Genomic DNA, 16,747 nt, shown 5'->3' with positions numbered 1-16,747 from the left:
CGCCCTAACGGCTCAACGCCACGCAAGAGCAATAACGCCCCAGCGTGAGGCACGGTGGGGCGTTTGTCGGTTCGTTGGTCGAGTGCTTACCGCGTGCCAGCGAGCAGGTCGAGTGCGACGTCAACAATCATGTCTTCCTGGCCGCCAACCATCCGGCGCTTGCCCAATTCGACGAGGATATCGACAGTCTTCAGACCATACTTCTTCGCGGCGACTTCCGAATGCCGCAGGAAGCTTGAATAGACCCCCGCGTAACCGAGTGCAAGCGTCTCGCGGTCTACTCGCACAGGCCGGTCTTGCAGTGGACGTACGATGTCGTCAGCAGCGTCCATCAGCGTGTAGAGGTCAGTGCCGTGATTCCAGCCCATACGCTCGGCGGCTGCGATGAACACTTCCAACGGCGCGTTGCCTGCGCCTGCCCCCATCCCAGCGAGTGATGCGTCGACGCGGTCGCACCCCTCCTCCACCGCCACGATGGAATTCGCGACCCCGAGCGAGAGATTGTGATGGGCGTGCATGCCCGTCTGCGTTTCGGCTTTGAGCACAGACTTTATGGCCCGGAAGCGGTCTCGCACGTCGGTCATTGTCAAAGCACCGCCCGAATCGACCACGTAGATGCATGTCGCGCCGTAGCTCTCCATCTTCTTCGCTTCGACGGCGAGATTGTCCGGGGTCGTCATATGGCTCATCATCAGGAAGCCGACGGTGTCCATACCCAGCTCACGCGCATACTCGATGTGCTGCTTCGAGATATCAGCCTCGGTGCAGTGAGTCGCCACACGCACGACTCGCGCGCCCGCGTTATACGCCGCCTTCAGGTCGTGAATCGTTCCGATGCCGGGCAGAAGCAGGGTTGCAATCTTTGCGTGCGTGACAACCTCCGCGACCGCCTCAATCCATTCGAGGTCGCTGTGCGCGCCGAATCCGTAGTTGAAGCTCGAGCCCTGCAAGCCATCACCGTGCGCGACTTCGATGCTGTCGACCCGTGCCTTGTCCAAAGCACGAGCGATGTCCTGCACGTTCTGGATGGAATACTGGTGACGAATCGCATGACTGCCATCGCGCAGCGTGACGTCGGAGATATAGAGTTTTTTGCTCATTGACGACTCCCTTATGCGCTCAAGAGCGACTGCGCCATGCGCTCAGCGGTCGCGAGAGCCGCTGACGTCATGATGTCGAGGTTGCCCGCGTATGCCGGGAGATAATGTGCGGCGCCTTCCACCTCGAGAAAGACCGACGTCTTGAGACCACTGAATTTGCCGAGACCCGGAACGTTGAGCGGAGCGTTCGCCGGTATCTCGTCGAACTGCACGCGTTGCTTCAACCGGTAACCCGGCACGTACGCATTGACCTTCGCGACGGTGTCCTCGATGGATGCCTCCACCTCCTCGCGCTCAGCGACTTCGGAGAGCGTGTAGACGGTGTCACGCATCATTACTGGTGGCTCTGCCGGGTTCAGCACGATAATTGCCTTCCCCTTCGACGCACCACCGACCACTTCAATGGCCTTCGACGTGGTTTCCGTGAATTCGTCGATGTTCGCTCGCGTCCCCGGCCCCGCCGACTTGCTGCTGATTGACGCAACAATCTCTGCATAGTGAACTTTGGCGACGCGCGATACCGCTGCGACGATGGGAATCGTGGCCTGGCCGCCGCACGTAACCATGTTCACGTTCAGCGCGTCGATATGAGCATCGAGGTTGACGACGGGCACGCAGTACGGTCCGATAGCAGCTGGCGTCAGGTCAATCACGCGAATCGAGGGCTTCAGTTCGCGCAGCAGGGCATCGTTTTTCACGTGTGCGCCCGCAGAGGTCGCATCGAACACGAAATCGATGTCCTTAAAAATCGGCAGTCGCGTGAGCCCTTGCACACCTTCGTGCGTTGTCGCAACGCCAAGGTGCGCAGCACGCGCGAGACCGTCGGAATTCGGGTCAATGCCGACCATAGCCGCCATCTCGAGGTGGTTGCTGTTACGCATGACTTTGACCATCAGGTCTGTGCCAATATTGCCCGACCCAACAATCGCTACTTTGGCTTTCATATATTTTCCTGGTACATGCGAGACACGCCCGCACTCACGGCACAGCATCAAGGGCGCCGAAAGCGTCCGGCGCCGCCCGTTGCAAAAGGCATACCTTCTACACGACAGTTAGGGCGCATCTGACGCGGGTGGAGTCGACTAACCCAACATCCAATGAACCCTGCGTTGAGGGGAATGCAGTAGGTTTATTCGAAAACCGCTCGCACGCTGCCCAGTCCATCGATAGTTACTTCGTACGCACCGGGCTCCTTCACGGCAACCATCGGACCGAGCGCTCCTGTCAAAACGATGTCACCTGCGCGCAAAGGTGTCCCTTCTCGAACCATGCGGTCAGCGAGCCACACAGCCGCATTTAGGGGATTGCCCATGCATGCTGCACCGGTTCCGTCCGATAGCACTTTCCCGCCCTGCCGCAGTTCCATATAGCAATTCGCGAGGTCGATGTGCCTCAAGGGAACCGGGCGGCTCCCCAACACGAACCGCGCGCTGGAGCCATTGTCCGAGACCGTATCGGAGAAGCTAATCTTCCAGTTCTCGATACGACTGTCGACGACCTCAACTGCGGCAAGGGCGTAGTCAACCGCGCGCAACAGGTCCGCATACGTATGGCGCTCGTGTAGCAGGTCCGTCTTCAGCACCAGCGCGACTTCTGCCTCGATTTTCGGCTGGATGAGCGAAGCTAGACGAATCGCTTCGCCGTCGCCGTGTGCCATCGACGCAAAGAGTGTTCCGAAGTCTGGCTGCCCCACGCCGAGTTGTTTCTGGACCGCGGCAGATGTCAATCCGATTTTGCGGCCAACAACACGCTCGCCAGACTGAAGCCTGGCTTCACAGTTGATGCGCTGGATTGCATACGCCTCCGAATCGCTGATGTTTCCGTACACCGTGCTCAGCGGAGCGACCGGCACGCGCGTACGCTCCGCATCCCGCAAAAGCGCCGCGACGTCATCGAGGGTGTGTTTCAGTTCTGATTGCATGGATTTAGTCCGACAAACAGGCCAGGCAGAGCTCCGCCCGGCCTAAGGGCATCACTTCACCTCGGTGTACTTCGCCGCACCTTCCTGGAAGTCAACACCGTGCGGGAGCACGACACCCGCCGACCTGACCTTGTACCAGTCGGGGTTGTTTGCGACCGTGACCTGGCCGGTCTCCGCAAGCTCGTTCGCGATGCTCAGTAGTTGTCGCCGGAATCGCGTAATAGCGGCATCGCCCGAGCCGAGGTTTTCCAGCGAGCGGTCGACAATCGGCCCCATGCTCTCCTGCACAGCGGTGTCTTGCATTCCGATACCGTGGATACCCGTCATGCTGTGCAGGCGCTGAACTTCGCGGTCGAGACCGTAGTCGCTCGACGCATCGACCAACGGCTCGTAGCTGCCGTCGTTCTTCGTGTCCGCATGCACGGCGCCGTTGTCGCGCTCGTCTTCCGAGAGCGGGCGTTCGCTGTTCCACGTCATCGTGAAGACCCAGCAGTTGTAGTCGTCGATGGGCGTCCACGAATGCCCCATGACGACGCCGCCCTCCTTGTTAGGCGCAATCATGGTGTAGAACGGCAGCAGGAACTGCGTGATACGCCAGTAATAGCTGTCGTCCGTCGCATTGCGACGCGCCCCAATGGTCATGCCGTGGCGGGTCGGGCGAACGAAGAATTTCGGCGCCGTGTCAGACGCGAGGTACGGCACCGTCGAAATCGGCGAGACCTGGCGTTGTTTGAACGGGAGTTCCACCTTCTCGGGGTCCAGCCGACTGTGCAAAATGCCGACGTGGCTCGAGTCGATGCCACCTTCGACACCCTGCGCGTAGTTCGTGCGCTGCAGACGCTTCGTAACGTAGCGATGCGAATCCGGGACCGTCGCCCATTCCATCAAAGGCGGGGTCTCAGGCTTGCAAGCCGGGTCACCCATGTACGCCCAAATCGCGCCGCCCCACTCGATAATCGGATAGCTCTTGATTCGCGTGTCTTGCAGCATCTGCGAATTTTCAGGCTCCGCCGGCATCTCCGTCACGCGGCCGGTCGTATCGAACTTCCAGCCGTGGTACGGGCAGCGCAGACCGCAGTGCTCGTTTCGACCATAGAAAAGGTCGACGCGCCGATGTGGGCAGTAGCGGTCGAGCAGACCCAGCTTGCCCTCGGTGTCGCGAAACGCGATGAGGTCTTCGCCGAGGAGGCGAACGCGCAATGGCGAACCATCCGCCTTCAGCTCCTCCGGGAGCAGGAACGGAATCCACAAGCGACGAAAGGCTTCACCCATCGGGGTACCGGGCCCTACGCGACAGAGCTTCTCGTTGTCTTCTTTACTGAACATGATTGCTTCCCAGAAATAATTCTGTGAGTGACGGTCAGTCTCCGTACATGCAGTACACGTCGTCTGCCTCGACCACGACTTCGTAGGTCTTCAGCGGCGTCGTGCACGGCTTCTCGGTGGCTTTGCCGGTGCATACGTCGAACGCCCCGCCGTGCAGCGGGCAGTAGACTGTCGTCCCTTCGAGGTCGCCGCCCGTCAACGCGACCATCCCGTGTGTGCACAAGTCGTCCGTAACGTAGAACTCCCCCTTCACCTTGTAGACGGCCAGTTCCGAGTTCTTTTCGGCCAGACAGACCTGGCGCATCGACCCGTCGTTCATGTCACTCTTGCGGACGAGGAAAATCTTTTCAGCCATGACTTTGTTACTCCCGTCCGATTACATGTGCTCGGGCTTCTGCACGCCGCGAGCGTGTTTGTGGCACAGCTCGCGCCACTTGATAATCGGCGCGTCGCCTTCGATGAGCATTTCGTCGAGCCACGAGTTGTCGTTCTTGTAGTACTTCTGCAGCGCGACGCGGGCGCCGATGTCCTGTGCATTGAAGTTCTCGAAGCCGACCGGCTTCCAACGCGACCAGAACTCGTGTTCGAAGTCGGCACGCTCCTTTTCGCTGGAAACGCGCTTTCCGACCGTCATGACGTACAGATGCTTGTCCGCAGAGACCGGCACGTACCATTCGAACTGCGTGATTTCCTGGTCAGGGAAATTGTCCACGCGCAGCACGCACGGGAGCCAGATGGAAGCCGCAGTCGTACGGGTCGGCTTGTCCGAGACGCGCTTCGTGCCGGTGATGACAGTCTTACCTTCGACCTTGCCTTCCCACACGCTCACGTGATTCGCGAAGAGGTCGTAGACACCCTTCGGTGCCCCCTCTTCCTCGAAGATTTCGACCTTCGCGGAGTCCGAGAGGTGGCCGATGGGCAGCGAGCGCTGCGTATTCGGCACCAGTTCTGACGAACGATGGATGTAGACATGCAGGCCGTCGAAGCCGTTCTCCGCGCCGACGCGCCAGTTGGATTCGACGTCGTAAATTGCCGCGTGAACGCTGAGGTCCTCATCGAGGAACGTCGGCGGCACGTCCTGACTGAGCGGCGGAACTTCGACGTCGTCATCGCCCACGAACACGAACACGAGGCCCTTTGCCTCCTGAACCGGATACGACTTGACTCCACGGCGGCCAATCGCCTTGCTGTCGGGTGCAGCGAGGATGTCACAGAGCTTGCCGCTTTCCCATTTATAGGTGAAGCCGTGATACCAGCACGTGATAGTGTTTTCCGTATAGCACTCCACCTTCTCGGAGAACTTCACGCCGCGATGAAGACAGCGGTCACGGATTGCGCGAACCGTCCCGTCGATTCGCTTGAGAAGAATCTCTTCGCCGCAGACAGTCGCCGGAACAACCTGCGCTTCCGCGATGTCGCGCGACAGCAAGACGGGATACCAGTGGTTCCGGAAGCCGAGTTTGGCTTCCAGGTACTTGCTCCATCGCGGGACGCGCTTGAGGAGTGCTTCGTCGACAAAACTGTTCGTGGGTTCCATGTTCTCTTCCTACAACGTATTGGTCAAAGTCTCTTTGTGTACTGTATGCAATGAATCTGTGCGAACGTCGTATTGCATAAGCTAGGAGATACGGTACGTGTCGAAATTTTGACCGACAACTGAATATTCGGAAGCACATGCCATCTCTTTGTTCATGCGTCGCGCAGGCCCCAGTGTCCACAAGGCTTCCCGTCCGCCGCCTCTCGACGGCCGCGTACCCTAGTGGTTTACCCGTTTGATGTCGTGAGGCTACGCAACAGTCCCGAGGCGACTCCTCTACGAGGTTGCATGCGTCTTCAGTTGCCCAGCGATGTAAGTGAAGGTGTCTCCGGAAGGCAAATCACATCAACAAAGAAAAACCCCGCCGAAGCGGGGTTTCGTTGGCACATGGCATGACGCGCCGTAGACCGATTAGAAGAAGTGTCGGATACCCGCGGCCACAGCGACCTGATGGCTTGTCGTCGACGGGGCGAGCGTGAACAGTGTGGCGCTTTGGGTGGCCCCGCCGGATTGCGCGTAGTGGACAGCTGTGTACACGTCAGTCCGCTTGGACAGGAAGTAGTCAAGGAACAGGCTGTACGAGTTCATGTCGCCGCTACCAAGGCCCGAATGCTGGTAGGCGCCGGTGAGCTTCAGGTCCGGCGCAAACGAATAGACAGCACTGGCTGTCGCGGTTCGCACCGACTGGTACTGGTTGAAGCCGGCAAACGCGACGTCCGTGTAACTAGCTTGCAGCGTAAACTTGCTGGTCAGGTCATATGAAGCGGCGATGCCGTAAATGTTCTGCGAGTCGACGTGTACCTTTACGTACGGAATGACGTCTTGGCCGAGGAACATGTTCATCCCCGCAAGAGTCGGTGTGACGTATGCCCCATTGATTTTCGTCGCGACCGCAGCTGCGCGGAAGCTGCTGCCGCGGTAAGTCAGCGACAGGCTGAATGCCCGGCCGGTCGCGAACGGGTCACTCGTGCCGCCCGGGAATGCGTACAGACCGGAGAACGTTACGCCCCCGAAGGTTGGCGAAGTGTACGTGATGGCATTGTTCAGGTAGCCGCCGCCCGTATGGTCCAAGTTGCCCGGCGTCTGCGCGAGCGTAGCATTGACGCCCGGCATATTCGAGAGCAGATAGACGGAATAGTCGTAGTGGCGCCCGAGCGTCACGGAACCGTATTCCTGTTTCGAGAGACCAACCCAGGCGCCACCATAGAAGAAGCTTCCGGAGTTGAAATTCTGCCCGTTCGACAGATTGAAGTAGTTCGCGAGATAGAAGTTCGCCTTCAGGCCGCCGCCGAGGTCTTCCGTCCCCTCAAGTCCCCACATCGTATTCCAGTGGTAGCTGTCGAGCATCTGGACCGTTGCGCCTCCGCCTGCGTTGTTCGCATATACGAGTGCCTCGTCGAGTGCACCGAACAACGTCACGCTCGACTGCGCCATCGCGCCGGCGGACACGCCCAGGAGGGTTGCTGCGACTGCAAGTTTTGCTTTCACGAAATGCTCCGTTTGGGATAGTGGTCTTTTGTTTTAATTCGCATGCCGAATCAACTTGCTCAGCATGCAGTCGCACTTGCGACAAATTCCTTGGGTTGTCCGGTCCGGCCAACTTCATGGAAGTACTTGTGCCTCTGTGGTGACGGCTCGGTCCACGACTCTTGGTTTTTGCACCGTCACCCTCGACGTTATGCAGCGAAAATTTCGCTTACAAACGAATAATCACGCACCGTCGCCCCATGTTTTGTCATGCATGTGACTCAAGTCACTCGCGCGCGACGCGACCATCGAGCCACGCCCCGACCTCATTGTTGAAGACGACGGGCGCTTCAAAGTAGGCCGAGTGGCCCGCTCGAGGCAACTGGACCCATTCGGCACCCGGAACGGATTCCCAGGCTTTGCGCATTAATTCCGGCGGGAAGAGTACGTCCTCGTTACCTACGACAAAGCAGGTCGGAACGCCGCTTTGGGCGACTTCGACCGGCCTGTAACGTTGTTGTGTCCCAACCAGCGTCTTGAACGTGTACTGATTGAAGCTCGCAATTCGGAGGTACAGTTCGCTCAGTGCGGGCTCCGCCGTGCGGAACGTGCTCCCGAGTACCCGCTCTGACTGACTCAGCGTGGCAGTGGCCTCCTGCACCTTCTTGAAGGGTTCAGCCATCTCTTCAGTCGGGTCGAGCCATACAAGCGTGTCGGCAAGAACCAGGGCCGTAACACGCTCAGGATGCTTGCATGTGAAATCTACAGCCGTGCCTCCCCCCATCGATTGCGCAACAATCGCAACACGGTCGAGACCGAGATGGTTCAGGAGCGCCTCGAGGTCGCTGGTAAAAGCGCTGCGTCCCTTGCCTTCAGCGTCCGTAGAGTTGCCAAACCCACGAGCATCAAGGGCAATCATCCTGAAACGCTGCGACCATGCCTCAATCTGATAAAACCAGCTTGCATGGTTGCCGCCGACGCCGTGGAGCAATACCACAGGCGCGCCCTCTCCGTGCACCTCGTAGTAAATCTGACTCTTTTCAATCGAGAGATATGGCATGTTCGTTAGCTAGAAAAAATCAAAGCTTGAAAATCGAGACTTCCCTGAAGCTGCGGCGGTGTCACGGTTCGTTGAATCGTGGCGTGCCGCAGTTTCAGCAATATGTGCAATGGGACGCGTTCAGGAGTTGCCAGCTATCGCACCAAGCAACGCGCGGCGGGCAATGCTGCTATCACGATACGAATTGCGCATCAGGACCCAGCGCACGAGCCCAACAATCAGCCACGCTCCCAGAATTTGCCAGGACAGCGGCAGGCCGGCAGAAGTCTCAAAGAACGGTTGCACACACGCAACGATGGCAAGTGCGAGCGTGAACAGCAGGGCAACCAGAATCGTGGGGATTCCACCCGGCGTCTCGTACGACGGCGTCGAGCCGTTGCGGTCACGAAGCTTGAGGGCAAGCAGGACAATGGGCGAACTCGCGATGACCACGCCGATGCAGATGGCTGCCACGTCCAGAATAGGCAGAATCGCGCCGGGACCTGCGGCGATACCGAGGAAGTTGATAGCACCAACCAGGAACACTGCGCGCGTCGGCGTGCCGTACTTGGGATGAATCTTCGCAAAAGACCTCGGAAGGAACTGCGCACGTGACTGGACCAGAATCACTCGCGTCGCCCAGACAAACGCGCCATTCCACACCTTGACGATTGAAATTGCGCCCGCGATAAGGACGACCTTCGCAAGCCAACCACCAGGTGTGAGGCTGCCGAACGCAGCCGCCGTAAGCATCTGCGTCTTAAGCGTCCCGGTCCAAGGCTGGGCCATGCCTACCGCGACAATCACGAGTGCATAGAAGACGGCCGCAAAGATGATGGAAATCACCATGACACGAGCGATGCGCGCGAAAGAAACGTCGTCGTTACGCTCCTCGATGACAGGCGGAATGGCCTGGAAGCCTGAGAACCACACGAGCCCGGAGGAGAAAATCGCGAGCGCGCCTGCCCACCAATGCGAGTTCGGGTTGGCCGAGTAAAAGAGGGGCGTGATGTTTGCGGGATTTCCCTTGCTGAGTGCAACGGCGATGGCGACAAGGGCGACAACTAGAAAGGCGACGGTCAGGAGCTTCTGGGAGCCCGCGCTGAACTGCGCCCCAAAGTAATTCTGGAGCATCATCAGCGCTGTTATCACGAGTCCCAACGTAACCTGGCCCGCCGAGACGTCGAAGCCGAGGAAATGGTAGAGCGTACTCGTGCCAAATCCGGGTACCAGCGTCGCGACCATCCACGTCAACGCGATGCCTTCGAACGCGGTGAACGCCAGTGCCGGAATCGTGTAGACCCACGACACCCAATAGGCCGGTGCGGCGCCGAAAGCCTCGAATGTGTAAACGATTTCCCCGCCCGAAGCAGGTATGCGCGCGCCCAGTTCAGCGTACACGAGACAAACCACACACATCATCAGTGCCGCTGCCGACAGGCCAAGTATTGCGCCAAGCGGACCTGCTTTGCCGAACCAATCGCCGACGATAACAATCCACGCTGAGCCGACCATGACACCAAAGGACAGCGTGAAGAGCGACATTGAGCTGAACGTCTTTTTCAGAGAGCCGGACTCTCCGGAAAGCTCGGTAGGGGAAGTGGACATTTAAGCTCCGACAGTAAGGGAGATACAAATTTTTATTTCGAGGCTGCATCGATTTGCCTTCGATGCGGACGCTGGGGCGCCCCTTTTACCGACTGCAACCTCTGGCTCGAACGACCCATGCGTTCGCTCCTGAGAAACAGTTCGGACGCACTGTTGAACAGTGCCCCGTCATGCGATGAATATGGCCGTCTTCTCGCGCACGTCTAGTCGTCTCCTGATTGGTTTTCTAATCGCCGTCTATTTGCGGACCACACACAAGCATTGCTATTGGGCGCTTCGATGCATCGATAGTGCGTTGATTTCGATTGCACGCACTTTCATCAACATGTCAACACCTGCTGTGCACAGACCGGACTGTAGCCACTATCTGGGTCGCGGACAACGAACGAAAATTGAGGTATCGGATGACAATTAGTCATGCATCGAAATGAGTGGGGTTTGCCCTAACACGGACCATCCAGCTTTCTTTTTTGCACGTTGATGGGGCGCTGCGTTTCTATGCTTGAGTTCGCCTCATGCACCTACGCCGGATAAATCGTTTGTCCCTTCTTGTATGCGTCGGTAGGGTTGTATGAGGATGGGTGGCTGTGAGTAACGCCGCCCTATCGCAACCAACCGAGAATCATTAACATGCAACTCGCCACCACGGACCAGTCTGCAGCACTCTTCAAGACGCGTCGCCTCGCGCACTCAAATATCTTCGTCTCTGACTACGTCAAGGCGTGCGACTTCTATCACGACGCCTTCGGTTTCGCCGAGGCCTATCGCCAGCCGGACAATCTCGCGAGCTTCCTGAGCAACGGCAACACGTACCACGACTTCGCGCTTGTCGATGTCAAGAGCAAGTATGCGAAGCCAGGGCAGCGCCCAGGGTTGAACCATCTCGCGTTCGAGGTGGAATCCGAGGACGTGCTCGTAGCGGGCTACAAGGCTGCGCTGGCTGCTGGTGTTGAATTCCTCGGTGCCGCCGACCATGACGTCGCGCACTCCATCTACCTGAAGGACCCCGACGGCAACGAGGTGGAGTTCTACGCGGACGTCGTCGAAGACTGGGAAGAAGCACGCAAGGGCATCATCATCAAAAAGAAGCCGCAATGGATTCCCGGCGAAACAAACGTACCGGACACGCGCCAGCTATTCAAAGCTGTGCCGAATCTGAAACGCCTCTCGAATGTGCTCGTGCAAGGTAAGCGCGTCACCCACATGGGCCTTGCCGTGCGCGACTTCGACGCGATGTACGACTTCTATACTCGCGTCGCCGGCCTGCGTCCGTTCTTCGGTGACCGCGCGAGTCAATGCGTGCTGCTCGCAGGTTTCGCAAGCAGCGGTGACATCTCGCTGCTTCGCAACGTCGAAGCAAACGATGGCATGCACCACATGGGCGTCGAAGTCTGGTCGGAGGCTGATTTGGAAGCCGCCGTTGATGGCATCAAGCGCATCGGTGGCCAAGTGATGCGCGAGGTCGACCACGCGGCGCGTCACGCAGTCTGCGTCACGGATGCCGACGGCCTTCTTGTGCAACTCTACGTCAATCGCGACTGGCGCCCCGACGTAATCGCCACCGCGGATGCCGCTGACCTTCCATTCCTCCTCTAACATGCAAATTGGGACCGCCCCATTCGAGGCGGTCCCTAGGTCCACATCACGGTGCTAGAGTTCAGGCCCAGTTCTGCGTCAGGAACTCCGTGGTGATTTTCACGAAAACTTCGGGTGCCTCCATCATCACCCAGTGCCCGGCGTGGGGGATGATGACGCCCCACGAGTTCTCGAGCAGTTCCAGATAGCGCTGATTGCGCGCCGGCACGGCAATCTTGTCTTCCTTGCCTGCAACTACCAGCGTCCGTGTCTTCACCGAAGCAATCGCGTCTTCCGGATACGTCAGGTCCGAGCGAACAATCCTGACGATTGCGGCCTGAGCGCTAGGCTCCTGCATCAGCGAGTGACGATGCTGCAAAAGCTGCTCGTCGATTTCAAAGCGCGAACCAGTCATCGTCTGCATGACCGTGCGCATGGACTCGAGTGTGTAGTCGTACTGCTTCAGCTTTTCCTTCACCGATGGGTCAGGATTGTTCACGGCGAGGCCGGCGCTACCCATCAGCACGAGCTTACCTACCAGGTCCGGTCGCGCAATCGTCACGCCGAGAGCGGTCGCACCCCCCATCGAATTTCCGATGAGATTCGCCGGCGCGAGGCCAAGCGTTTCGATGAATGCGATGAGATGTCGATTACGGCTCGCCTGGTCGTACGGATAAACGTCCGGAGACGGCTTCGCGGAACCGCCAAAGCCCGGCATGTCCATTGCGATGACGCGGAAGCTCTTCGCATATTCGCGCAGGCAGGATTGCCAGTTTCCCCAGCTATCGGCCCCCGGGCCGCCGCCGTGAATCAGAATCAGGGGCTGCCCCTCGCCGAGTTCGAAATAGTGGGTTTCCACGCCGTCTGCAACGACGGTCTTCGATGCTTCTTCAGCCCAAGCGGGCAGGTTCCAATTGGTCATGGTTCTTTGTCAGAGCTAAAGTTTCACATGGCGCCGCCCACAGCGACGCCGCCGGTCAAGCGTCGAGATTCATCAGGACGCCGCCCATCCCCGTCCACCATGCCTTCAACGGCTCATAGTAGACAGAGCGCCCCGTGGCGCCAGACGTTGCGCCAGCGACAAATGCCCAAGACGCAATCTCAAGTCCACCATTGCCGCCATCGTGCAGAATGTCCTGGCGAGCGAGCGATGCAAGTTCCTCGCCGCGACCGGACGCAAGGCAGTCCATCACGTAGCGGTCCCATTCCTCGTTGACATCGCCAGAGCGCGGCAAACAAATCCAGTGAGAGAGACCACCGCTGCCGACCACGGCAATGCGCTCGTCATGCGGCCGCTGCGTCTCCACGAACTCGCGCAGCGCCTTCCCGAGCGCAAAGCTTCGTGCACACGACGGAGGAGGATTCATTACCGTGTTGAGATAGAGCGGCACCAGTGCCGCTCGCCCCTCGCGATTGCACAGTGCGTTCGGGAACGCGATGCCGTGGTCTGGCTTTATGCCCTCCACCGGTGTGAGGTCAAATCCGGTCTCGGAACAGTAGTTTGCGAATGCCATCGCGAACATCCGGTCCCCGTGAAAACTCTGCCGAGGGACCCCCATGTCGCCGAGTGGGACGTATTCGTCCGCAATGCCGATTGCGAGCGACGTCTGAGCGTCGAGTGTGAAGTTATTGAGGTGGTCACTCGACACGACAATGACGATGGTCGGGTTGCTATTCGCGATTTCCCTCCCAATCTCCGCCATTCCATCGCAGACACGCTGAACGGCGGCTTCACAACCATCTTTCGCGCCGAAGGTATGAGATGTCGCCGCAGCACTAACGATACGACCCATTCTTCCCCCCAAGCGATTCAAGAAACGGTGCGACGGATGCCGACTGCAACTTCAGCAGGCCCCTCAGGGCCAGAAACTTGAAGCGAAGATTCGGATGGACGCCGATTCGGTTCATTGCGTCCCCAAGGTCGGCCACGAGGAGTTCCTGCTGCCAAGCTGGAACCTGATACGCCGAATAGGCCTCGTCCGGCGCCGTTCGAATAAGGTCAGCCAATGCGTTGTCCCGAAGTGCGGCAGATATCAGCCGATGCAGCTCCACCGGCGGGCTCAAGAGCTGAACGGTCATTTTTACGTTCCCACCCGCAGCGGGGCGTTCATCTTCCGCAGCAATGCCAGGACGCTCTGGGCCGTGATTCGGCCAGTCTTCGGGTTTTCCGTCGGGATGTTCTCGATAGTCATTTGAAGACGAGCGGAGTCCGACTCGACTACGATGGTGTGCGTGTTGCGGGTCAGCGCCGGGTCGGCCCAAATTTCGAGCTGCGTGTTATCCGGTCCATTGCCTGCGAGCGACAGCGCAACGGCAACGTTGAGATTCGCGGGAAAGCCGACCGCCGCCTCTCGAGCGGTTCCCGAGAAAATTTGCATGGGTTCCTGGATGCTCGAGATGTCGATTTTCTTTTCCTCCAGGAACGGCGCCCCGACCAGGCCCTTGACGGGCTTTCTGGTAATCATGCGGACCGACGAGATTTCTGCTTCGGCCGCTGCGTTAACGGCGTCGAGGCCCAGAAGAGCGCCGGTCGGTACATGGATGCTGCCGCCCGTGCTGCGCGCAAGGTCAATGAGGTCTGGGCGATTGAGCAGGCCGCCGCAGCTCAGAACGATGAGTTTCTTGCCTGCCTTGAGTACAGGCTCAGCGATGTCGCCTAACAGGGACGCTGGGGCGCACTCCACGACGATATCGCACGACTCGGCCATTTCCTCGAAGGTTGTAATGACCGGCACCTGTCGTAGCTGTCCCAGCCAGTCGCTCGCCGCCGCATGGTTGCGCGCCGCTACGGCTGCCAACGTCAGGCCCGGGATTCCCTCGTCAAGCGCCTTCGCGACCGTTTTGCCGACCGTCCCGAGGACCGCAATCCCAACTTTCATGTCCTGCTTCTGATTCTGCATCTGGGTTTTCCCATCAATCGAATATAGGGTCATTTGGCTCTGCGCCAGTGTAGGCGGCAGGCTGTCAGGAGATGGTAGGAGCGCAGATGCAGACCCGACAAACCACTTTATTGTTCTCTACGCATGCCTCAGATTCATGGGTCCGCCCCCGCCATCGGGGTTTTCCCGGCTCAGGACGACAAACTTAAATTTCCGCTTCCGTTTTGATTGTGTGCTGTATACAGTGGGGCCAAGCGTAGACACAGTGCGTCGACAGTTTTGCTACATTTGTCCGCACAGAAGAGACCGAACCATGCCCCAACGTCTTCCCCCGTTGCTCGCCCTGCGAGCGTTCGAGGCCGCCGGACGGCTGCTGTCATTCACGTTGGCCGCCGACGAACTTCACCTGACCCAAGGCGCGATTTCGCGCCAGGTACGGCAACTCGAAGACTTTCTGCGACAGAAGTTGTTTGTTCGTTTGACCCGCCGAATCGAGCTAACCGAGGCGGGCAAAGACTATCTTGAGTCCATCCAGCTCGCACTCGGTGTCGTGGAGGACGCGACGCGGCGGTGCCTAAGGGACACACATAGAGTCCTCACGTTGGACGTGCTGCCTTCGCTGGCCTCCTACTGGCTGATGCCCCGTTTGGCGAGGTTTACCGAGGCGCATCCGGACATTGAAGTGCGTCTGGTATCTTCGATTGAACCCGCAAACCTACAGAATAGGGAAATCGATATCGCGATTCGAGTCGGTCGGCTGCCCGGTAAGCGCTACAGCCCGGCGAGCCCGCGGATTGACCTAGTCATGACCGACCATTGGAGAGGTCTCGAGGCGTATCCGCTTCTGGAGGATGCGCTCGTCCCTGTGATGTCAGAGGAGCTCGCGGCGCGCATGGAGCCAATTAACGAGCCGCAAGACCTGTTGAACTTTAAGCTCATCAACAACATAACCCGCAAGAACGCGTGGCATGACTGGCTGCAGTATCACGGTGTCACGGCCGCTCCACGCGCCGGCTCCATCGACTACGGCCACTTCTTCATGACTCTCCAGGCAGCTCGGGAGGGCAAAGGAATCGCGCTGATTCCAAGCGTCATCTTTGATAGTCTGGAAAATAAGGAGGGTCTGCTATGCCCTCTGATGTCTCGGGTCCCCAGCGCAGGCGAGTACTACATGCTGATGCGTGAGACAACGCAACCCGACCCTGCCGTGGTGGCGATGAAGGAATGGCTTATTGAGGAGGCGGAGAAGAGCTCCAGCGTCGCCCCGCCGCCCGTCGAAGCACATATTCAGCCTCGCTTGAGCGTGACCTCCACGCTCGAACAATACGTGTGAGGCCTCGAGGCTCGCTCAGTAGCCTCGTTGGAGGTCAAGGCCAAATAGCTTTTCGCCCTGCTCGCTGCGCCGAATCTTGTCAGCAACCTGCGCAACACTTTCGGGAATCAGCGTTCGCGCGGAGATATGCGGCGTAACGTCGATACGGTCATGCAGCCAGAACGGATGCGCTTCTGCGAGCGGCTCGTTACGGAATACATCGAGTACCGCCCGAGCGAGCTTCCCACTATCAAGAGCGGCGATGAGGTCTGCGTCGTCGATGTGACTTCCTCGTGCGAGGTTAACGACGTACCCGTCATCCGCCATGGCGTCGAAGAGCCGGCGATTCAGAATGCCTTCGGTCTCGGGAGTATTCGGAAGCAAGTTGACAAGCATCCGGGCTCCGCTCGCGAAGGCTTCCAAGCGCTCTTGACCGGCGTACGCAATCATGCCCTCCACTGCTTTCGCAGAGCGACTGTAGACACGCACGGGAAATCCGAGATTCGCGAGCGCCTGCGCGACCGGCAAACCCAGCTTTCCTGCACCGAGAACGCCAATGGGAAAGTCGTCAATACTGTAGGCGTCGAGTGGCTTCCAGATACGCTGACGCGAAAGCGACTCGTATTCATCAAAGCGACGAGCGAACCGCAGTGCGCAGTAGACAGCGTACTCAACCATCTGCTGCGCCATGCCTGCGTCTTCCAGTCGAACGATGGGGATATCGGTCGCAACCGCGTCCGGGTTCTCGTGGACGATGCGCAAGAGTGCGTCGACCCCGGCGCCCATGTTGAATATCGCCTTGAGCCCATCGCGCCGAGACAATGCAGCGGCGTCGGCCTTCCAGTACAACACGTAGTCCGCCGCCGCATTGTCGCCACGTTCCCACGTACGGATACGGGCCTCAGGAAGTGCCGAATGCAGCCCGTCAAGCCAGTCACGGGTGTTCGCCCCGTTCATTGCGAAGAGAATATCCATCGTCTTTC

General features: G+C 58.9%; 16 protein-coding genes. 2 read left to right on the top strand and 14 right to left on the bottom strand.

Features of this window, described 5'->3' with window-relative positions; translation table 11 throughout:
• Positions 1-86 precede the first annotated feature (86 nt).
• From dmpG to BLU17_RS10115, 9 genes are all read right to left on the bottom strand, one after another.
• On the bottom strand, positions 87-1,100 hold the full coding sequence (gene dmpG, locus BLU17_RS10155; protein ID WP_091996598.1) for a 4-hydroxy-2-oxovalerate aldolase: 1,014 nt from the start codon (positions 1,098-1,100) through the stop codon (positions 87-89).
• An 11-nt stretch (positions 1,101-1,111) separates the two neighbouring features.
• Positions 1,112-2,044, bottom strand: coding sequence for an acetaldehyde dehydrogenase (acetylating) (locus BLU17_RS10150; protein ID WP_091996597.1), 933 nt, complete (start codon positions 2,042-2,044; stop codon positions 1,112-1,114).
• A gap of 185 nt (positions 2,045-2,229) precedes the next feature.
• Complete coding sequence (locus BLU17_RS10145; protein WP_091996596.1) at positions 2,230-3,021, bottom strand: 2-keto-4-pentenoate hydratase; 792 nt, start codon at positions 3,019-3,021, stop codon at positions 2,230-2,232.
• A gap of 51 nt (positions 3,022-3,072) precedes the next feature.
• Positions 3,073-4,347, bottom strand: coding sequence for a Rieske 2Fe-2S domain-containing protein (locus BLU17_RS10140; protein ID WP_091996595.1), 1,275 nt, complete (start codon positions 4,345-4,347; stop codon positions 3,073-3,075).
• 34 nt (positions 4,348-4,381) lie between these two features.
• Complete coding sequence (locus BLU17_RS10135; RefSeq protein WP_091996594.1) at positions 4,382-4,702, bottom strand: non-heme iron oxygenase ferredoxin subunit; 321 nt, start codon at positions 4,700-4,702, stop codon at positions 4,382-4,384.
• A 21-nt stretch (positions 4,703-4,723) separates the two neighbouring features.
• Positions 4,724-5,884: a Rieske 2Fe-2S domain-containing protein gene (locus BLU17_RS10130; protein ID WP_091996593.1), complete on the bottom strand. Its 1,161-nt coding sequence runs from the start codon at positions 5,882-5,884 to the stop codon at positions 4,724-4,726.
• Between the two features lie 411 nt (positions 5,885-6,295).
• Entirely contained in the window at positions 6,296-7,372 is a 1,077-nt protein-coding gene (locus BLU17_RS10125; protein ID WP_143189212.1) for a porin, read from the bottom strand.
• Between the two features lie 265 nt (positions 7,373-7,637).
• Positions 7,638-8,411, bottom strand: coding sequence for an alpha/beta fold hydrolase (locus tag BLU17_RS10120; RefSeq protein WP_091996591.1), 774 nt, complete (start codon positions 8,409-8,411; stop codon positions 7,638-7,640).
• A gap of 120 nt (positions 8,412-8,531) precedes the next feature.
• Positions 8,532-9,998 carry an APC family permease gene (locus tag BLU17_RS10115; protein WP_091996590.1) on the bottom strand — a complete coding sequence of 489 codons (1,467 nt, stop codon included), beginning with the start codon at positions 9,996-9,998 and terminating at the stop codon, positions 8,532-8,534.
• 630 nt (positions 9,999-10,628) lie between these two features.
• Between BLU17_RS10115 and BLU17_RS10110 the strand changes: the two genes are divergently transcribed.
• A complete protein-coding gene (locus BLU17_RS10110; protein WP_091996589.1) occupies positions 10,629-11,594 on the top strand; it encodes a VOC family protein in 966 nt (321 codons plus the stop codon).
• Between the two features lie 61 nt (positions 11,595-11,655).
• On the opposite strand, the gene BLU17_RS10105 is transcribed toward BLU17_RS10110, so the two are convergent.
• From BLU17_RS10105 to BLU17_RS10090, 4 genes are read right to left on the bottom strand one after another with little or no spacing between them, the layout of a single operon-like run.
• Positions 11,656-12,495 (bottom strand): alpha/beta fold hydrolase, encoded by an 840-nt coding sequence (locus tag BLU17_RS10105; RefSeq protein WP_091996588.1) that lies wholly within the window; start codon positions 12,493-12,495, stop codon positions 11,656-11,658.
• 55 nt (positions 12,496-12,550) lie between these two features.
• Positions 12,551-13,366 carry a DODA-type extradiol aromatic ring-opening family dioxygenase gene (locus BLU17_RS10100; RefSeq protein WP_091996587.1) on the bottom strand — a complete coding sequence of 272 codons (816 nt, stop codon included), beginning with the start codon at positions 13,364-13,366 and terminating at the stop codon, positions 12,551-12,553.
• The gene (locus BLU17_RS10095; protein WP_091996586.1) at positions 13,350-13,652 is read right to left on the bottom strand and encodes a hypothetical protein; all 303 of its coding nucleotides are present in this window, start codon (positions 13,650-13,652) and stop codon (positions 13,350-13,352) included. The genes BLU17_RS10100 and BLU17_RS10095 overlap by 17 nt, the downstream gene beginning before the upstream one ends.
• A 2-nt stretch (positions 13,653-13,654) precedes the next feature.
• Positions 13,655-14,473, bottom strand: coding sequence for an aspartate dehydrogenase (locus tag BLU17_RS10090; protein WP_091996726.1), 819 nt, complete (start codon positions 14,471-14,473; stop codon positions 13,655-13,657).
• 292 nt (positions 14,474-14,765) lie between these two features.
• On the opposite strand from BLU17_RS10090, the gene BLU17_RS10085 reads away from it, so the two are divergent.
• Positions 14,766-15,785: a LysR substrate-binding domain-containing protein gene (locus tag BLU17_RS10085; protein ID WP_176929001.1), complete on the top strand. Its 1,020-nt coding sequence runs from the start codon at positions 14,766-14,768 to the stop codon at positions 15,783-15,785.
• Between the two features lie 15 nt (positions 15,786-15,800).
• On the opposite strand, the gene BLU17_RS10080 is transcribed toward BLU17_RS10085, so the two are convergent.
• Positions 15,801-16,739: a 2-hydroxyacid dehydrogenase gene (locus BLU17_RS10080; RefSeq protein ID WP_091996584.1), complete on the bottom strand. Its 939-nt coding sequence runs from the start codon at positions 16,737-16,739 to the stop codon at positions 15,801-15,803.
• Positions 16,740-16,747: the final 8 nt, after the last annotated feature.

The organism is Paraburkholderia lycopersici, assembly GCF_900096975.1.
Taxonomy (GTDB): domain Bacteria; phylum Pseudomonadota; class Gammaproteobacteria; order Burkholderiales; family Burkholderiaceae; genus Paraburkholderia; species Paraburkholderia lycopersici.
Note: the sequence above shows the minus strand (reverse complement) of the source record. Positions and strands in the feature narration are given on the sequence as shown.